This window comes from Campylobacter sp. MG1 (assembly GCF_026616895.1).
Taxonomy (GTDB): domain Bacteria; phylum Campylobacterota; class Campylobacteria; order Campylobacterales; family Campylobacteraceae; genus Campylobacter_E.
The window spans coordinates 277,786-297,056 of the sequence record NZ_JANYME010000001.1 but is presented as its reverse complement, the minus strand read 5'-3'; the positions used below and the strand labels follow the sequence as shown (position 1 = coordinate 297,056).

Genomic DNA, 19,271 nt, shown 5'->3' with positions numbered 1-19,271 from the left:
ATTTTTATGCTTTATATTAAACATAAATTTTTAATTACAAGTAAAAAAATGGAGAAAAAATGAGAATTTTTACGGGACTTCAGCCAAGTGGGGATTTGCATATAGGCAATTATTTTGGAGCAATAGCTCCAATGATGAAAAGACAAAATGATAATGAAATGATAATGTTTATTGCAAATTATCACGCTATGACAAGTATTTTAAAGGATAAAAAAACAGCTAGTAATTTTAAAGATAATATTAATAAAGCAGCAGCTGCATTTTTAGCTTTAGGATTAAATCCAAATAAAAGTATATTTTATTTACAAAGTGATGTTAAAGAAGTCTTAGAACTTTATTGGATACTATCGCAATTTACTCCTATGGGATTACTTGAAAGAGCACATTCATATAAGGATAAAATAGCAAAAGGTCTTAGTGCAAATCACGGCTTATTTTCATATCCTGTTTTAATGGCGGCTGATATTTTATTGTTTGATACACCATTAGTTCCTGTTGGAAAAGACCAAATTCAACACCTAGAAATCACAAGAGATATTGCAATTAAATTTAATAATGAATTTGGAAATGTATTTACTATCCCTGAAGCATTAGTTGATGAAAATACTCAAACAATAGTAGGCACAGATGGTGCTAAAATGAGTAAAAGCTATGGCAATACTATTGATATTTTCACAAGTTATAAACAACTTAAAAAACAAGTAAATAAAATAGTAAGCGATAGCACTCCTATTGAAGAGCCTAAGGATTGGAAAAATTGTAATATATATAAAATTGCTGAATTATTTTTAGATGAAAATGATTTAGCAAGTCTTCGTACAAGGTATGAAAAAGGTGGAGAAGGATACGGGCATTTTAAATTGTATTTATGCGATGTTATTTGGGAGTATTTTGACAAGGCTAGAAGTGAGTATGAAAGATTATTGCAAGGTAAAGAAATTGCTGATATATTAAACGATGGTGCAAAAAAAGCTAGTATATTAGCGCAAAATAAAATGCAACAAGTTTATAAAGCTTTAAGTTTATAAGGAGAAATTATGATAGATTTAAGAAAAATTGAAGAAAATTATGAAGTTTTTAATCAAAAATTAAAAGCAAAAAAAGTAGATGATGGGGTTTTAAAAAGTTTATTAGATAGCTACAATGATACAAAAGCGTTAAAAATAGAATTAGAAAACGCTCAAAGTTTTCAAAACAAATTCTCAAAAGAAATGGGACTTAAAGCAAAATCAGGAGAAGATATAAGTGAGCTTAAAAAGTCTTTAGATGAAAATAAGAAAAAAATAGCTGAATTAAACGAAAAAGTAAGCGTAAGTGAAGCTAAATTAAATGAAATTGCAGCTTGTATTCCAAATTTAATAGCTGATTGTGTGCCTATTGGAAATGATGAAGAGGAAAATGTAGAGATTAAAAAGGTATTAATTCCACCAACATTTAATTTCACTCCAAAAGACCATCACGATTTAGGTGTAGCACTTGGTTGGCTTGATTTTGAGCGTGGTGTAAAAGTTGCTAAAAGTCGTTTTGTAGCTTTACGCGGTGAAGGTGCAAGACTTGAAAGAGCATTATATAATTATATGATAGATTTTAACCGCTCAAGAGGATTTGAGTTTGTAAATACTCCTTATATTGTAAATGCTAATACTATGTTTGGCACAGGACAATTACCTAAATTTAAAGATGATTTATTCAAAATTGATGGCGAAGAATTGTATTTAATCCCTACAAGTGAAGTTAGTGTAACAAATCTATATAATGATGAAATTATAGCTTTAAATGAATTACCTATCAAAATGACTTGCTATTCACCTTGTTTTAGAAAAGAAGCAGGAAGTGCAGGGCGTGATACAAAAGGAATTATCCGCCAACACCAATTCGGAAAAGTTGAACTTGTAAGCATTAGCACTCAAGAAGATAGCGATAAAGTATTTGAAGATATGCTTAGTTGTGCAAGTGATTTATTAACAAGCTTAGGTTTAGCTCATAGACATTTAATGCTTTGTAGTGGGGATTTGGGCTTTAGTGCAGGAAAAACCGTTGATTTAGAAGTGTGGCTACCAGCACAAAATAAATATCGTGAAATTAGCTCTGTTAGTAATTGCTATGATTTTCAAGCAAGACGCGCAAAAATAAGATATAAAGATGAAAATGGTAAAAACAAATTAGCTCATACACTAAATGGTTCAAGCCTTGCAGTAGGTAGGACTTTAGTAGCTATTATGGAAAATTATCAAAGAGAAGATGGCACAATAGCAATACCTGAAGTATTACAAAAATATATGTAAGATAGTGATTTTTTTCACTATCTAATTTTATGAGTTTTGATAAATTTAGTTGTATTATTATTTTTTGATTTTAGATAAATTGATAAGATTAATGGCAATACTTTGACTAATCACACAGCTTGTGATGTTAGCTTTATAACTATCATAAAGATAGTAATTTAAAAGATGGCTCATTAGCAAATATTGCAGCTAGTGTGCTAAAAATACTAAATTTAAATAAGCCTAGCGAAATGGAAGAAGCTTTATTTTAAATCTTTATTCCTAGTTCAAATTCTTTAAAAAATTAATGGAATTTGAATTAGGATTTTAATAAATTTAAATATATTTTATTATTATCATTTTTTAATCATCATAAACTATATCCGATAAAACTGCATATTTTAACAATTCAATATAACTTGTTTTCATTTTAATTCTCCTTTTAATTTATTTAAATAATTTTTATAAACATCATTAGAGCAACTACCACTGCTAGAATAATTACCTAAATCAAGATAATAATTATCAACAAATAACCTAGCAAAAGAATCATAAATTCTATCAAAATCAGGATGCTCTGGAAGTTTAAGCTGTACATATGATTTTGCGTAACTACAATCCACAAAATAACCATAAATATCATAATTTATTAGCTTATCTTTACTAAGTCTAGTTGGTAATTTTGAAGCTTTTTCTTCAAAACTTTTTTCATAATAATCTTCATATAATTGCACTTCTTTATCAACTATTAAATTTACACTTTTAAAAAACTTACCATCTATCGTATAGTTTTGCTTTTCAATTGTGCTTAATAATAAGGTATTTGGTTTTTTAAGTTCTGTTACTTCGTGCTTTGGACTTTGCTGTAAATTAAAATGACTTATTAATAATATTCCATGAAAAGCAATCATTAAAAATGAGAAAAAATAGAATATACCTTTAATAAATTTTTGATTTTGTCTCATTATAAATTCATAAATTGATTTAATAGGATAATACAATATAAAAGGGAAAATTATTTGAAAAAACAATATTGCTGCAACAGAATCATGGTCGCTAATTTCAACACTAAAATCTAAATAAAAAAATACAACATATAAAACTTTTATAAATCTAGGATAGAGCTTTAATCCTATAAAAAATGTAAGGGCAAAAAGCATAGGATAGGTAATAAACAATGGCACATAAATTATAGGAATTAAAATACTAATAATCCCACCAGCTAAATCGTGTAAATTATCTAAAAAATATGCTAAATATATTAAAAGCTCATTCATATCTTACCTTTAAAAATAAAGTTTATTATAGCAAATACACATTCATCAAATTTAAAAATAATTATTAAAATTATGTTACTTTTCGTAATAAATAATATTAAAAAATATTTTTTGATTTAATTTCAAATTCCTAATCCAAATTCTTTTAAAATATAGATAGCAAAAGTTTAATTAATATAATCACCAAAATCTCTTTTGCTAAAATCAAACATTTATTATCTTTTCACTTAAAATCTTTTCAATTTTCTTTTGTTGTTTTGCTATATATTTTTCACCTAGTGGTTGTGCTTCTTCTCTATGCTCTATTTCGTAAGCTCCTTTGCTTATTGCAGAATGTTTTAATCTATATTCAGTGTATAAAAAATAAACAGATAAATCATCAACAAAAGGCAATGAAACTAGCTTGGTTTTAGTTTGATATATTGTGTAAGTTTTTAAGTTTTTACCATTTAATAAAAACAATATTAAATAACTTGATAAAATATTTAATATTGCAAAAAACATAACTATAGGAAAGAAAATTATTCTAGCTACCCTATAGTCTAATCTATAGTTTAAGCTTTTATTTTCTATTTCTTTAGTATTGTAAGTATCTTTATCAAATATATGAGAATACGCTAAAGCTGGTCGTTTAGATTGCAATCTAAAAACTATATCGCTTTTATTTATCGTTTCGCTTACTTTTTTATAACTTTTAGCAATATCAAAAAGACCTTCTTTATCTACTGTATATGTTTCAAAATATATCTTTTCATTATCTACGCTAATATAAAAATCATTATTTTTAACAAATCTAAGTCTTTTAATATGATTAGTCTTTATGAATAAAAAAATAAAAAATATACCGATAATTATTGTAGCTTCGCCTCTTCCTCTTAATCTAATCTCAGTCATTTCTGTGTGAGAAGCTTCTGGTAGTTTATCTAACTTGTAAGCTATAAAACAAATTGTGCAAATTAATAATAAAAAAGTAACAATGTCATTAAATAACCTAATAAGCTCTAAGCTATATAAATAATCGTTTTTTATTTTATAATCTTTTAAATTGTCTATATTCAAATTAATCCTTTGTTTTTAATAAGATTAATTATATGAAATAAAAATAAAAATCCATAAAATTATTAATATATGTTACTTTTTATAATAAATAATATTAAAAAATATTTTTTATTTAATTTCAAATTCCTAAATTAAATTCTTGTAAAAGATAAAAAATAAAAATTTATAATAAGGTTAATTAGTAGTGTGAAATATTTTAGAATTTAAATTAGGATTTTAATATATTAATTTAGTCCTTAAATTTTGTAAATTACTAAAATTATTTAAAACTACACATTCATTAGTTGCTTATGATTTTATATAAAATAAAAAGGAAAAACTTTATTAATTTAAGTTTTTCCAAATTAATCAATCATCAGTTAAAGCAACTGCAGGGATTAGTTTACTAGCTTGTTTAGCAGGAAAATATCCAAAAAATAAACCAACTAAAGTGCTACTTAAAAACCCTAACATAATAGCATCAAAATCAACTATCATTTTAATAGGGGCGTCAAGTAAATTAATGCCATAAACAAGCATTAAAGCAATCATTACACCAATACTAGCAGCTACGCTACAAAGCACAACCGATTCAATCAAAAACCCCGTGCTAATATAAGATGGACTTGCTCCGATTGCAAGTTTTACCCCTATTTCTTTCGTTCGCTCTTTTACAACGACAAGCATAATATTCATAACGCCAATTCCACCAACAATCATAGCAATAAATGCAATACCAAAAATCATTAAACTAAGTGTATTTGTAGTGCTTTCTATACTTTTTTTAATAGCGTCTTGATTAAAGGTCAAAATTGAATTAGCACCCTTTTTAATCTCTAAAATCTGTTTAATGCTATTATCAGCTAATTCGCTATTTACATCATCTTTAAGCAATACGACAATACGCCTAATATGTTTATTACCATCAAATTTATTGCTAATTGTGCTATTTGGAACATAAACTCTAATATCAAAACCATCTCGCTCATTTTTATCTTTTTTAAGAACTCCAATTACTCTTAATGGCTGACCTTTTAGATATATTATTTTATTTAATGGACTTTCTATTTTAAATAAAGTTTTAGCTAAATTCTCACTAATTACACATACATTCTTAGCGTCTTGTTCTTCTTGCTCGGTAAAAAATCTACCTTCTTTCATCTCCTTAGCACTAATTTGTAAAAAATTCGCAAAAACTCCTGTAGCATCAGTATCTACTTCGTTTTTTAAATAAGTAATATAAGCACCACTTAAACCACTCTCAACCCCAACTTCTTTTACAAAATCAAGTCTTTTAATAAGCTCTAAATCTTGGTATGTTAAATCCTTAATCCTACCTGCATTTCTATCTCCAAATCTTGAGCCTTTATGAACTATAATTGTATTTGTCCCAAGTGATTTTATCTCTTCTAAAATATCAGCTTTCCCACCATTTCCTAAAGCTATCGTTGAAATTACTGAAGCAGTAGCGATTATAAGCCCTAGCATAGTAAGAAATGACCTTAATTTATTTGTGATTAGATTATTTAATGCAAGTTTTACATTTTGAGAAAAAAAGCTAAAACTAGCTATAAATCTATCTTTAAAATTAGCTTTATTTAAATTATCTTCATTTAAATTGCTTGTTTTAAATTCTTTGACATTTTCATCGCTAATGATAACTCCATCTTTCATTTTGATAATTCTAGTTGCGTATTTACATAAACTCTCATCGTGAGTTACTAAAATAACTCCAACTCCGTTTTCATTTAGCTCCTTTAGAATTTGCATAAGTTTTATTCCATTTGCACTATCAAGCGCTCCTGTTGGCTCATCTGCTAGTATAAAATTTGCATCATTTATAAGTGCTCTTGCCACACTTACACGCTGTTGCTGACCACCACTTAAATGTGCTGCTTTTTTATGAGTATGTTCGCTAAGTTCTAATTTTTCTAATAATTTTTTAGCTTTTTGAATACTAGTTTGTTTGTTTTTCTTAGCATATAAAGCTCCCATTATTACATTTTCTAATACACTTTGTAAGGGCATTAAATTGTATCTTTGAAATATAAAACCTAAATTATCTCTTCTAAAGGCTGATTTTTCTTCACTATTTAAAGAATACAAATTCTTATCATAAAATATATATTCTCCGCTACTTGGCTCATCAATTAAGCCTATCATATTAAGCAAGGTGCTTTTTCCTGAACCACTTTTGCCTAATAATATTACAAACTCGCCTTTTTTTATCTCAATATTTATATCTTTTAATACTTGAGTTGAGCCGTAAAATTTATTTAGATTGCTTATCTTTATCATTAGTTATTACCACTTCATCATCATCATTTAAGCCACTTGTAATTTCTATATTAAAATTATCGCTCTTACCCAAGGTTATATATGCTTTTTTATAGCCTATCTCGCTATTATCTTTAATATTTACAAAATAGCCTTGATTGTCTTTATTAATATAATTAATAGGTAAAGTTAAAGCATTTACTACCTTATCAATTTCTATGGTATTTTGAACATCTATTCCTATTTTTAATTCAGGGTTATTATTTACAAAATATCTAGCATAATAATAAACAGCCCCACTTGAAGTAGCATTATCAATAACACTAACATCAGCACTATCAATACTATTTATACTAGCTTCTTTAGTACTAGCTCCATCACTTAATGGAGTATATGTGATTTTTTGCCCTACTTTTAATAAGCTAACATCATTTTGTGCTATTTGCATTCTTACTTCCATCTCATCTAAATTAGCTAATTTAATTAGTGTTGGTGAGCTTTGCTTTGAGTTAATTGTCTGACCTAAACTAGCATAAACACCTATTACGCTACCATCAATAGGAGCTTTTACTATTGTTTCATCTAAGCTTTCTTGCATAGTAGAAATATTTGCATTTGTTTGAATTATTTGAGCTTTTATTGAGCTAAGTTTTGCTTTTGCGTTGTAATAATTAGTTTTTGCGTTTAAATAATTTTCTTTAGAGCTAGCACCCTTACTTAATAACTTTTCTTGAGTTTGAAGTTTTACATATAATTCGTTTAAATATACTCTAGCTGCTTCTTCTTCATCATTTAAACTAATTAATTTACTTTTTTCTATAGCCAAATCATTCTTAGCTTTTTCATCATCTAAAATAGCAATAATATCGCCTTTTTTAAGCTTATCTCCTAGCTTTACACGAAATTCTTTAATCTCACCATTTGCTAAAGTTGCAACATTTACCAAAGAAGGAGAATAAGCCTTGCCTACTGCTTCAACATTAATTGATAAATCCATTCTTTTTGGTTTAATAATTCTAAAATTATTACTTACCTCATTTGAAAATAACGAGAAATATGCTAATATACAAGCACATATAATTAACATTATAACTATTATGATTTTTTTCATTTTTTCCCTTAATAATTAGATAAAATAATCATTTTATTATTATATGAAAAAGTAAATAATAAATATAATGAATTTCATTTGATAGGTTTTTATGATAGGTTGTGATATAGTTAATATTAAAAGAATTGAAAATATTTTTAAAAAAAATAAAATAAAGTTTTTAAATAGAATTTTTTCAAAAGAAGAATTAGATTGCTTAAATCAAAATATAAATTCTATTGCTGGATATTACGCAGCAAAAGAAGCAGCTAGCAAGGCTTTAGGCTGTGGAATATGTGAATTATGTAATTTTTATGATATAAAAATTTGTAAAGATGAGAGAAATAAACCATTTATAGTTTTTAGTGAAAAAATTATTAAAGAATTTAATATAAGTAGGGCGAATTTAAGTATAAGTCATGATGCAGGAATTGCTATGGCTGTTGTTATGCTGGAGAAAAATAATGCGTGAATATATAAGGTTATTACAAGAAAATAAAAGTTTCAAAATATTAACTATAGTTCAGTTTATTACTTATTTTGGTGCTTGGTTTTCTCAAATTGGTGTATATACAATGCTGATTGAATTTGATTTTTCACTTTTTGAATGGAATTATTTTGGCATTAATTTTGATGATTCTAGTGTAAAAAAATTGGCTTTATCATTTTCAACTATTTTTGCATTTTTACCTACAATAATTTTAGCACCAGCTAGTGGGGTTATAATTGATAGTTTTAAATCTAAAAAACTTTTATTATTATCAATTATTATTGAATTATTTTCAGTATTTTTGTTAATTTTTATAAAAGATGCTAGTTATATTTTTATACTTTTTATATTGATTTTTATAAGACTTGCGGTTGCTAGTTTATATTTTCAAACTCAAATGAGTTTATTAGCTTGTATTTTTGATAGGGATAAATTAAAATTAGCAAATGAGTTATTTTCAATAATTTGGGCAGTATCTTATACGAGTGGTATGGCTTTAGCTGGATTTTTTATACATAAATTTGGCGTATACTCTGCTTTTATGCTTGATTGTTTTTTATTTTTAATTGGAATAATTTTATTATTTTTCATAAAAATAGAAGTAAGCAACAATAAATTTTATTTTAAGAATATAACAAAAATGACTAAAGAGGGTTTTTTATATATTTTTAGAAATAAAAAAATTCTTCATTTGATTTTGATACATGCTTTTGTTGGTCTTACAGCTTATGATACTTTGGTAAATTTTTTAGCTGGTTATGAATATTTTAATAAGGTATTTTTCTTTAAAGAAATGCTTAGTGTTGCGTTGATTATAGGATTAATTAATGCAGTGCGTGCCTTTTCTTTAATCATAGGTCCATTTGTTTTAAGTAAATTTGTAAATAATAAAACATTATTTTATTTATTTTTAGCACAAGGTTTTGGAATAATTATTTGGGCATATTTACAGTTTAATTTTTGGCTTTCTTTTATAGGTTTAGTATGCACCGGTTTTTTTACAAATATTATTTGGTCTTATACTTATACAGCAGTTCAAAGTGCGTGTGATAAAGAATATTATGGTAGAGTTATTGCTTATGTAGATATGATATTTATGAGTTTTTCTTTATTTGCTACATTAATTACTGGATATTTGTTTGATATTGGAATTAGTACATTTAGTATTACTATAATGCTAGGAATTTGCTTTATTTTAGGAGCTTTATATTGGTTATATTTTATAAAAACTTATGAATAGGATTTTAATGCGAAAAGTGATTTTAATAGGTGCTAGCACAGGTGGTCCAGGTCATATAAAATATTTGTTGCAAAATTTAGATCTAAATAATTCAGTTGTAGTTATTGCTCAACATATGCAAGCGAGTTTTTTACCTAGTTATGCAAATCAATTAAATAAAGAATGTTTAAGTGAAGTTGTATTGTTAGAAAATCCTTGTTTTTTAGATGATAAAAAGATTTATATTTGTCAGCATAATACAGAGTTATTTTCAAATCTAAGGGCTAATTTTAATAATGGAGTTTTTCCATTTTGTCCTAATGTAGATTTATTGTTTAATAGTGCTTCAAAACTTACGAAAGACTATGAAATACTAGCAATATTATTAACAGGGATTGGAGATGATGGTGCTAAAGGCTTATTTGAACTATACAAAAAAGGCGCTAAATGTATAGGCGAGAGTGAAAAATCTTGCATAGTTTATGGAATGCCAAAAAGAGCTTATGAATTAAATAATAATCTTTTACAACTTGATATTAATAATATAAGAAAAGAAATTTTAGCATTTGTTAGGTGATTATGTTTGATTTTTTTAAGCGTAAAGATGTAGTAAATATAAATCAAAGTTGTGAATTAAATTTTTACGATAATTTATGTGAATATGATGAATTGATAAAAAAGATTAAAGATATTTGTGGTATTGATTTAGAGATTAAAAAATCCACAATTAAGTCAAAATTATTAAAACTTGCATTAGTTAATAATATTAAAAGTTTTTCAGAATTTAAGATTAGATTATTGTGTGATTTAAATTTCAAACAAGATTTATTTAATTTAATTACCGTTTGTGAAACTTATTTTTTTAGAGAGATAAAACAATTAAAGGAAATAGTTAAGATATTAAAAGAAAATCCTACAAAACGTAAAATACTTAGTATTCCTTGTTCTAGTGGTGAAGAAATTTATTCTATTTTGATATTAGCTATGGAAGCTAATATTTATGATATAGAAATTTTTGGTATTGATATTAATTCTTTAATAATTGATAAAGCTATTAAAGCTGAATATACTTCAAGGTCGTTATATAATGTTAGTAAAGAAAATATTGATAAATACTTTATTAAAAATGGCGATAAATTTATCCTAAAAAAGGATTTATTTAATAAGGTTAATTATAAAGTTTTAAATGTTTTTGATAATGATTTTATAAAATTAGGAAAATTTGACTTAATCATCTCTAGAAATATGATGATATATTTTGATGAAGAACACAAGTATTCTTTGATAGATAATTTTTCTAAAGTTTTAAATAATAATGGCATGCTTTTTACAGGACACGCTGATTTAGTTCCAAAGCATGATAAGTTTAATAAAATTTATTTAAATAATTGTACCTATTATCAGAAAATATAATTATTTAAAATAATCAATTTGCTGGTCAATTACTATATGATTTAAATTTAAAAAACTTTTTGGCAATAAATAATATCCTGCAGCTATAGGGATATCTAGATATGTTTTTTCTAATTGTTCAGTTATCAGTGGTTCTAGTTCTTTATATATAAATGTTGTACAATATAAATTATTATCTTTTGGACTTAAGTTAAAATCTTGATTTAAATATTTTTTTAAATTTTTTATTAACAATATTTTTTCTTCTTTACTTAAATCAATTAATCTTATTATCTTTATTTGTTTAGCACCTTTAAAAAAATTTTTTATGCTAAATTCTTTTACTCCATTTTCGCCTAAATCATCATAAGTTGCATGCAAAATTTTTATAGGATGAATGCTTGATATTATACCTATATGTGTATACTTTGAATGAGTTATTTTTGATATTAATAAGCTTTGACTTCCTGTTCCTTCTCTTAAAATCAAATCTCCTATTTCTAAATTTTGAGGTATAGTAAAAGTATTGATATTCATATCGTAATTAAAATAAGTATAAAAAAATAATAAATTGATTAAAAAAGCAATTTTTTTCATATTACCTTCATTTTAAAAAATAACGGCGTATTGTAGCAGATATTTTTAAAATTCGTTAATAATATTTAAAATAGTTTCGTATTCATTTTTTATATTTTTGCTAAAGTTAAAATTATGTATATAAAAATGTAATGTATCGTTTTTATAAAATAAACTTATTTTGTGATTTAGCATTTTTGCTTTAGTGCTTATAAATTCTAATTTAAAAGGGTCTAAGTATTTAAAAGTTGCAATTTTATTGTCTGTATATAATTTAAAATATTTGTTAAATTCAACATTATCAATTGTGGTAATATCTAATTTTATGCCTAAAAATTTTTTAATTTTTGAATTATTTGCTATACTGAATGGTTTAGAATTAACATTTTCTTTTCGTATGTAAATACCTTTAAAAATATTAATTTTTTCTTGTTTATTGTTGCTATTATGGATGATATCATTTAAATTTAGTTTTAAAATACTTAAATTATCTTTATAAAATGCGTAGTCTATATTTATTTCATCACTTTTAATTAATTCTTTTTTAATATTTTTTAAATTTTGAATTTTTATAAAATTATTTTCGGTAAAAAATGGTTGAATATTAGTTTTGTAATTAATCATGGATATTAAAAAAGTTGATATAATTATGATAAGTATTCCTATAAATAAAGGCATTATGTTTTCATTATTTTTTATAATGAAAACATAAGCATAAAATACCATAAATACTAAACATAATATTCTAATAATATTTAAAAAAGTTATCATTTATTCCTCATTAAATTCTTTGATAATTTTCATAATGCTTTGATATTCATTTTTAATATTTGATGAAAAAATAAAATTATGAATATAAACTTCAAGGTAGTTTTCATTATAAATAATGCTAAATTTTTTATTTATATTTTTTGAAGCTTGAACGATATTTGCTAATTTTTTTGGATTTAAAAATTTAAAATCATCTGTGATATTATTAGGGTATAAGTAAAATTTTTTATTAAAATCAGTGTTGTCAGTCAAAAAAATCTTTTTTTCATGCATGATAATTCCATCATGGTATAAAGACATAAGGTTTTTACTAGCAAAAATTTCAAATTTATTTTTAATTTTATTAGGAATTCTTATATAAATTCCAAAAAAATAAAATCTCATTTTAAAAATATATCTAAGGTAGCTATTGCTAAATAATCTATATATTCTATCAAGCCCATCTTCTTTATCTAGCCTAAATAAAATACATTTAGCTATATCAATATTATTTCTTGAAAAAGCCCAAAAAATATGCGTATTTTCGGGATTAATCATAGTTTTTTTATATTTTTCTTTATCTATTGATTTAAAATGATTTTTATTTAAAAATGGTATTACATATAAAAAAAGATTTATACTAAAAATGATAAGAATTAGCAAAATATCAGCTACTATTAAATATAGCATATGGCTTAAATTTGTAACATCTTGAGTTTTTTCTATGTAAAAATCATTATAGGTTAAATAAATTTTATACATAGTAAAAACTAATAAAGTTATGAGAATAATTTTAAAAAATTTATTCATTAAATAAATCTTTTACATTAGGATTTTTTCTTGCATTCTCACTCGTTTCATAAAAATTAGCCTTTTTAAAATTAAAAGCATTTGCAATTAAATTTGATGGAAAACTCTCACAGACATTATTGTAACTCGTAACCGCTGAATTATAAGCCCTTCTTGTTGCACTAATTTGCTCTTCACATTCTTTTATAGCGTTTTGTAAATTTGCTACATTTTCATTAGCTTTTAAATTAGGGTAATTTTCTATTTGAATATTTAGCCCATGAATTGCTTTGCTAAGCTCATCATTTATGCTAAATTTTTGTTTATCATCGTTTGAATTTATAGCTTTTTCTCTTAATTTTACTATATTCTCCAATGTTATACTTTCGTGTTTAAAGTATGCTTTTACTGATGATACTAAATTTGGTATTAAATCATAGCGTTGGTTTAGTTGAACATCTATGCTTGAATATATACTTTTTACATCATTTCGTTTTGCTACTAAAGCATTATAATTTACTATAATTAGAACAGATATTAATATAATTATTGTCAATATTATGTAAATTATTTCCATATTTTATCCTTTGAGTTTATTGTGAATTTTGATGATTTCTTCTAAATAATCACTTATACCATCTTCTAGGCTATATTGTGGTTTATAATTAAAATTATCATCAAGTTTTGCTTCAGTATGGAATTGATAGGCACTTTTATATGGATTAGGTATATATTTTTTTTCAAGTGCTTTTTCTAATATTTTTCTTTTGACTAGCTCGTTTTGTAAAATATCTACAATACTCTCAAAACTCCTAGCCTTGCCACTACCTACATTATAAACTCCACCATTAGCATTCATTGCAGCGATATTTGCATTTGTAACATCTTTTATATATACAAAATCTCTAAAGATTTTATCACTTCCAACGAAAAGTTTAGGCGAGTTGTTGTTTAGGATTTGCAAACCAAATTGTAAAATCATAGAAGCGGTTGTATCTTTATAAAATTCATTTTTACCATAAACATTGAAATATCTAAGCCCCACAGCTCCTGTATCTTTAGCGATTTTATCCATAGTTAGTTTTGAAAAAGCATAAGGATTTTTAGGCATTTCATTAAGCCCTACGGTTTGTGGGCTTGGTGCATCTCCATAGACACTAGCACTACTTGCGTAAATTAATTTTGCATTATGCTTGTTAGCTAAAAATAATATACGATAAAATGTATTAATATTTGTTTTAAATACTATATTTTCATTATAAAGTGTAGTATCAGAAATAGCCGCAAAGTGATAAATAACCTCAGGTTTAAATTTATCAATAGTTTCATAAAAATCATCATCTAATAAGTTTGCAGTATAAATTAGCCCATTAAATTCTAATAAATTATTGAAAGTTCCAAAATATTTTCTTTTATTATTTTCGTATTTTTCACCATTATCAAAATTATCAATTACTAAAACTTCATGATTTTTACATAATTCATTAGCTAAATTTGAACCTATAAAACCAGCTCCACCAGTTATTACTATTTTCATTTTTTATCCTTTAATATAATAAATTTATTCTATCAACATCGCTCCAGCTAAGTTGATTTTGCTTTTTATAATTTAAAATTCTTTCAGCATATCTTGCCAAAATATCAGTTTCTACATTTACTAAATCGCCTATTTTATAACTATTAAAAAGTGTATCTTTTAATGTAATATCAATGATTGTAAGCCGAACACCATCGTTTATAACATCGTTTATAGTAAGGCTTACTCCATCAATGGCAATGCTACCTTTTTTACAAACAAAAGGCATTAATTTTTCATCAAGACTTATATAAAAATCTATTCCACTATTTAGTTTTTCAATTTTTTTGATTTTACCAAGCCCATCAATATGCCCACTTAAAATATGTCCATCAATCCTATCTCCAACTTTCATTGCTAATTCTGTATGAACTTTAGCTCCAATTTTAAAAGGCTTTACTATGTTTTGTGTTTCTGTACTTAAATTTAAATTAAAACCATCATTATTAATTTTTGTTACACTAAGGCAAATACCATTAGTTGCAACACTATCTCCTATGTTAGGTTTTAAATTTGAAATTAATGTAAGATTATTATTTGAAAAACTTTTTATAATTCCTGTGTGTCTTATTAAACCATTAAACATCATTTATCCTTTATAATTAGTATATTATAAAAAAAAGGATTAATGATGTATGATATTATAGTAATTGGTGCTGGTCATGCTGGTGTTGAAGCGGCACACGCAAGTGCTAAAATGGGTAAAAAAACACTACTTCTTACGATTTTAAACGATAGAATTGGAGCAACTTCTTGCAATCCTGCAATAGGCGGACTTGCAAAAGGACATTTAGTAAAAGAAATAGCCGCACTTGGCGGAATTATGCCAAAGATTACTGATTTAAGTGCGATTAATTACAAGACTTTAAATGAGAGCAAAGGTGCAGCTGTTCGTGGAACTAGAGCTCAAATAGATATGGATGAATACAATAAAAATGCTAAAAATATATTATTAAATATGCCTAATTTAGACATTTCTCAAGAAATGGTTACAGAGCTTTTAGTAAAAGATAATGAAGCTTATGGAGTAAAAACCGAGCTTAATAAAACTTATGAAGCTAAGAAAATAATTTTATGCAGTGGGACATTTTTAAATGGTTTAATTCATGTAGGTTTAAGCAAGATAAAAAGTGGTCGTGTAGGAGAGCTTAGTGCTAGTGAGTTAGGCGATAATTTAGCTGCTTTAGGGCTTAATCGCGGAAGACTTAAAACTGGAACTTGTCCTAGAATTGCAGCAAGTAGTATTGATTTTAGCGTATTAGAAACTCAAGAAAGTGATTTAAATACTAAAGGATTTAGCTTAGAATTTACTTCTCATACATTGCCGCAACTTCCTTGCTATATAGCGCATACAAATACAACAACTCATGATATTATCCGTTCAAATTTTGATAAAGCTCCTATGTTTACAGGACAAATTAAAGGAGTTGGCCCTAGATATTGTCCTAGTATAGAAGATAAAATCAATCGTTTTGCAGATAAAGAAAGTCATCATTTATTTATTGAGCCACAGACAAAAGAAGCTACAGAATATTATATAAATGGTTTTTCAACTTCTTTACCATTTGAAGTTCAACATTCAATGATACGCTCGGTTAAAGGCTTTGAAAATGCTAAAATCACAAGACACGGCTATGCAATAGAATATGATTATTTTGACCCGCTTGATTTGTTTCATACTTTAGAAAGTAAAATTATTAAAAACTTCTATCTAGCAGGTCAAGTAAATGGGACAACTGGTTATGAAGAAGCAGCAGCTCAAGGGCTTATGGCAGCTATAAATGCAAGTTTGGCAATTGATAATAAAGATGGGCTTGTGTTACGCCGTGATGAAGGATATATTGGTGTTTTAATTGATGATTTAGTTACAAAAGGCACAAAAGAGCCTTATAGAATGTTTACAAGTAGGGCTGAGTTTAGATTATTACTTCGTGAAAGCAATGCAATCACAAGGCTTAATAAATACGCTTATGAGTGTGGTTTAAGAGATGAAAATAGCTTTAAATACTATGAAAATCAAATAAATGATATTAAAAAAGGTTTAGAGTTTTTATGTGAAAGCAGGGTTGTTCCTTCAAATTCTTTTAATGAATTATTAGCAAGTATTAATGAAGAGCCGATTTCTCAACCAACAACTCTTCAAAAAATCATAGCTCGTAGCACGATAACAAAGGAAAAAATGCTTTCTTTAGCACCAAGTTTGGCTAATTTAAATGATTTTGTTTTAGATGAAATTTTACTTGATGCAAAATATTATCATTATGTAAAATTACAAGATGAAAGTATTCAAAATCAAGCGAATTTGATTAAGATTAAAATTCCAAATGATTTTACTTATCGTGGAATTAGTGGGCTTAGCAATGAAGTTGTAGAAAAACTTGAAAAAAATAAGCCTGATAATTTGTTTGATGCAAGTAGAATTAGTGGAATTACCCCAGCTGCAATTGATATTCTTCAAATTTATATTAAATTAAAGGCTAAAAATTGATTAGACATTTAAGTAAGTTTAAGAAATTTTATTCTTTTTTAGTACTTGGGATATTTATGGGTATTTTTTCTTTTTTTATATGTATAAAGGAATATTCGCTTATCAAAAGGCTTGATAATTTAACACATGATGTATTTTTTAGGGTTAATGCATATTTGAGTGGTAATATAAAAGGTGATGATAGGATAAAAATAATTGATATTGATGAAAAATCATTAGCAGCTCTTGGTCAATGGCCTTGGGATAGGGATATTCTTGCTTGTTTGGTATATAAATTAAATTTAGCTAGTGTTGTTGGATTTGATATTTATTTTGCAGAAAACGATAAGCGTGGTAATATGACTAAAGGTATGGATGATTCTAGTTTTAGCACTTTAAATATTCCTAAGTATAATTTTTGTGAGAGAACACAAGATACTGATAAGGCATTTGCACTAGCGCTTTCAAAGACTAATAGTGTATTAGCATACGCTGTAAATTTAGGTTCTTATATAAATGATACGGAAAAAAAATTAGCCCCATTAAGTAATCAAAGCATAATAGAAGATAATATTGATTATTCATTTTTACAGCATGGTAAAAATATTACAGCAAGCATAGAAGAATTAAGCGATAATGCTTATGCAAATGGATTTGTTAATTCATATTCACATTTAGATAATGTAATTAGAAGTGCTTTTATGATGATGTATTATGATGATGGGCAATTTAAACAATTACTACCTAGTCTTGGTTTATCAATGTATGCAAAATATAAAAATGTAGATAATATTAAAGCTATAGGTGATGGTTTATCTCATATTAATCTTTTTATAGATGAAAACAAACCTATAGTTTTAAGTCAGCAGGCATTACTTGGTTTATTTTTTAAAGGATATCATCCACATTATCAATATATTAGTGCTATTGATGTGCTAAATGGTAGTGTTAATGAAGAGTTTTTTAAAAATAAAATTGTTTTAATTGGTACAAGTGTTGTCGGGCTTAATGATATTAGGAGTAATGCTTTAGATGAGAATTTACCTGGAGTTGAAATTCATGCAAATGCTATTGACAATTTATTAAATCATGATTTTTTGATTTTACCTAGATATTTAGCTGAAATTACTTTTGCTTCACTAATAGCAATTATTGTTTTAAGCATTGTCTTTATGTATATAAAATCAATATTTTTACAAGTTATATGTAATTTTTTATTAATCGGTTTTATATTGATAGGGCATTATTATATATTAATTAATGATAGATTTGTTCTAAATACTTTTGAACTTGTATTAGTATCAATATTAATGAGTATTTTTGGACTTATTATAAATTTCTTTCTTGAAGCAAAACAAAAAGAATTGATTAAATTAAAATTAGAAAAAAAAGTTTCAAAAAGTGTTGCAGAGCAATTAATTAATACGGATAATAATGTGTTTAGCACTACAAAAAGAGAAATATCAGTATTTTTTAGTGATATTAGAGATTTTACTACGATTAGTGAGAATATGGATGCCGCTGATTTAGTTGAATTTTTAAATACTTATATGACCCCTATGAGTGATATTATTTTTAAATATAACGGAACGGTTGATAAATATATAGGCGATGCTGTTATGGCGTATTTTAATGCTCCAAATGATTTAGAAAATCATGCTGATTGTGCTTTACAAGCTGCAATTGAGCAAATAAAAGCCTTAAAGCTTTTAAACGAAGATTGGGGTAAAAAAGGACTTCCTTATATAAATATAGGTATAGGAATTAACACAGGTGAATGTATTGTAGGGGAGATGGGAAGCCTTTCAAGAAGTGATTATACTTGTATAGGAGATGGGGTAAATACCGCAAGTAGGGTAGAAAGCTCTTGTAAAAATTATAAGGCAAATATTTTAATTAGCGAACAAACCAAAAATGCTTTAGTTGATGAAAATTTATACGAGTTAATATTGGTTGATGAAATTAAGTTAAAAGGAAAAAATGAGTTTACAAGGCTTTATAAGTGTTTAGGTTATAAGGGTGAAAATTTAAGTTTATGGAAAAAATTAAGCTAGTTTATTACTAGC

General features: G+C 25.8%; 18 protein-coding genes. 8 read left to right on the top strand and 10 right to left on the bottom strand.

Features of this window, described 5'->3' with window-relative positions; genetic code table 11:
* The first annotated feature begins 59 nt into the window (after positions 1-59).
* Entirely contained in the window at positions 60-1,028 is a 969-nt protein-coding gene (gene trpS / locus NY022_RS01380; RefSeq protein WP_267523225.1) for a tryptophan--tRNA ligase, read from the top strand.
* A gap of 9 nt (positions 1,029-1,037) precedes the next feature.
* Entirely contained in the window at positions 1,038-2,285 is a 1,248-nt protein-coding gene (gene serS, locus NY022_RS01375; RefSeq protein ID WP_214116697.1) for a serine--tRNA ligase, read from the top strand.
* A 404-nt stretch (positions 2,286-2,689) separates the two neighbouring features.
* Here the strand turns inward: serS and NY022_RS01370 are convergent, their stop codons facing one another.
* The 4 genes from NY022_RS01370 to NY022_RS01355 all read right to left on the bottom strand — a co-directional run bounded on the left by NY022_RS01370 (position 2,690) and on the right by NY022_RS01355 (position 7,967).
* On the bottom strand, positions 2,690-3,541 hold the full coding sequence (locus tag NY022_RS01370; protein WP_267523224.1) for a hypothetical protein: 852 nt from the start codon (positions 3,539-3,541) through the stop codon (positions 2,690-2,692).
* Between the two features lie 204 nt (positions 3,542-3,745).
* Positions 3,746-4,600, bottom strand: a complete 855-nt coding sequence (locus NY022_RS01365; RefSeq protein WP_267523223.1) for a hypothetical protein — start codon at positions 4,598-4,600, stop codon at positions 3,746-3,748.
* A gap of 348 nt (positions 4,601-4,948) precedes the next feature.
* The gene (locus NY022_RS01360; RefSeq protein ID WP_214120042.1) at positions 4,949-6,877 is read right to left on the bottom strand and encodes an ABC transporter permease; all 1,929 of its coding nucleotides are present in this window, start codon (positions 6,875-6,877) and stop codon (positions 4,949-4,951) included.
* Positions 6,852-7,967: an efflux RND transporter periplasmic adaptor subunit gene (locus NY022_RS01355; RefSeq protein ID WP_267523222.1), complete on the bottom strand. Its 1,116-nt coding sequence runs from the start codon at positions 7,965-7,967 to the stop codon at positions 6,852-6,854. Before NY022_RS01355 ends, NY022_RS01360 begins: the two co-directional genes overlap by 26 nt.
* Positions 7,968-8,058: 91 nt before the next feature.
* Here NY022_RS01355 and acpS point away from each other — a divergent pair, with 91 nt between their 5' ends.
* Genes acpS through NY022_RS01335 form a run of 4 tightly spaced genes read left to right on the top strand, consistent with a single transcriptional unit; the run spans position 8,059 to position 11,068 of the window.
* On the top strand, positions 8,059-8,418 hold the full coding sequence (gene acpS / locus NY022_RS01350; RefSeq protein WP_267523221.1) for a holo-ACP synthase: 360 nt from the start codon (positions 8,059-8,061) through the stop codon (positions 8,416-8,418).
* Complete coding sequence (locus NY022_RS01345) at positions 8,411-9,676, top strand: MFS transporter (RefSeq protein WP_267523220.1); 1,266 nt, start codon at positions 8,411-8,413, stop codon at positions 9,674-9,676. The genes acpS and NY022_RS01345 overlap by 8 nt, the downstream gene beginning before the upstream one ends.
* 7 nt (positions 9,677-9,683) lie before the next feature.
* Positions 9,684-10,232 (top strand): CheB methylesterase domain-containing protein, encoded by a 549-nt coding sequence (locus tag NY022_RS01340; protein WP_267523219.1) that lies wholly within the window; start codon positions 9,684-9,686, stop codon positions 10,230-10,232.
* A 2-nt stretch (positions 10,233-10,234) separates the two neighbouring features.
* Positions 10,235-11,068: a CheR family methyltransferase gene (locus tag NY022_RS01335; RefSeq protein ID WP_267523218.1), complete on the top strand. Its 834-nt coding sequence runs from the start codon at positions 10,235-10,237 to the stop codon at positions 11,066-11,068.
* On the opposite strand, the gene NY022_RS01330 is transcribed toward NY022_RS01335, so the two are convergent.
* From NY022_RS01330 to ribE, 6 genes are read right to left on the bottom strand one after another with little or no spacing between them, the layout of a single operon-like run.
* A complete protein-coding gene (locus tag NY022_RS01330) occupies positions 11,069-11,644 on the bottom strand; it encodes a YiiX/YebB-like N1pC/P60 family cysteine hydrolase (protein WP_267523217.1) in 576 nt (191 codons plus the stop codon).
* Positions 11,645-11,689: 45 nt separating this feature from the next.
* Positions 11,690-12,394: a DUF3137 domain-containing protein gene (locus NY022_RS01325; RefSeq protein ID WP_267523216.1), complete on the bottom strand. Its 705-nt coding sequence runs from the start codon at positions 12,392-12,394 to the stop codon at positions 11,690-11,692.
* Positions 12,395-13,135 (bottom strand): DUF3137 domain-containing protein, encoded by a 741-nt coding sequence (locus NY022_RS01320; RefSeq protein ID WP_267523215.1) that lies wholly within the window; start codon positions 13,133-13,135, stop codon positions 12,395-12,397.
* Positions 13,136-13,175: 40 nt separating this feature from the next.
* Complete coding sequence (locus NY022_RS01315) at positions 13,176-13,739, bottom strand: LemA family protein (RefSeq protein WP_267523214.1); 564 nt, start codon at positions 13,737-13,739, stop codon at positions 13,176-13,178.
* A gap of 3 nt (positions 13,740-13,742) precedes the next feature.
* Positions 13,743-14,699 (bottom strand): ADP-glyceromanno-heptose 6-epimerase, encoded by a 957-nt coding sequence (gene rfaD / locus NY022_RS01310; protein ID WP_267523213.1) that lies wholly within the window; start codon positions 14,697-14,699, stop codon positions 13,743-13,745.
* Between the two features lie 10 nt (positions 14,700-14,709).
* Positions 14,710-15,324 carry a riboflavin synthase gene (ribE, locus tag NY022_RS01305; protein ID WP_267523212.1) on the bottom strand — a complete coding sequence of 205 codons (615 nt, stop codon included), beginning with the start codon at positions 15,322-15,324 and terminating at the stop codon, positions 14,710-14,712.
* Between the two features lie 45 nt (positions 15,325-15,369).
* On the opposite strand from ribE, the gene mnmG reads away from it, so the two are divergent.
* Both mnmG and NY022_RS01295 read left to right on the top strand, forming a co-directional pair.
* Positions 15,370-17,226: a tRNA uridine-5-carboxymethylaminomethyl(34) synthesis enzyme MnmG gene (mnmG, locus tag NY022_RS01300; protein ID WP_214116728.1), complete on the top strand. Its 1,857-nt coding sequence runs from the start codon at positions 15,370-15,372 to the stop codon at positions 17,224-17,226.
* A complete protein-coding gene (locus tag NY022_RS01295; RefSeq protein WP_267523211.1) occupies positions 17,223-19,259 on the top strand; it encodes an adenylate/guanylate cyclase domain-containing protein in 2,037 nt (678 codons plus the stop codon). Before mnmG ends, NY022_RS01295 begins: the two co-directional genes overlap by 4 nt.
* The last annotated feature ends 12 nt before the right edge of the window (positions 19,260-19,271 follow it).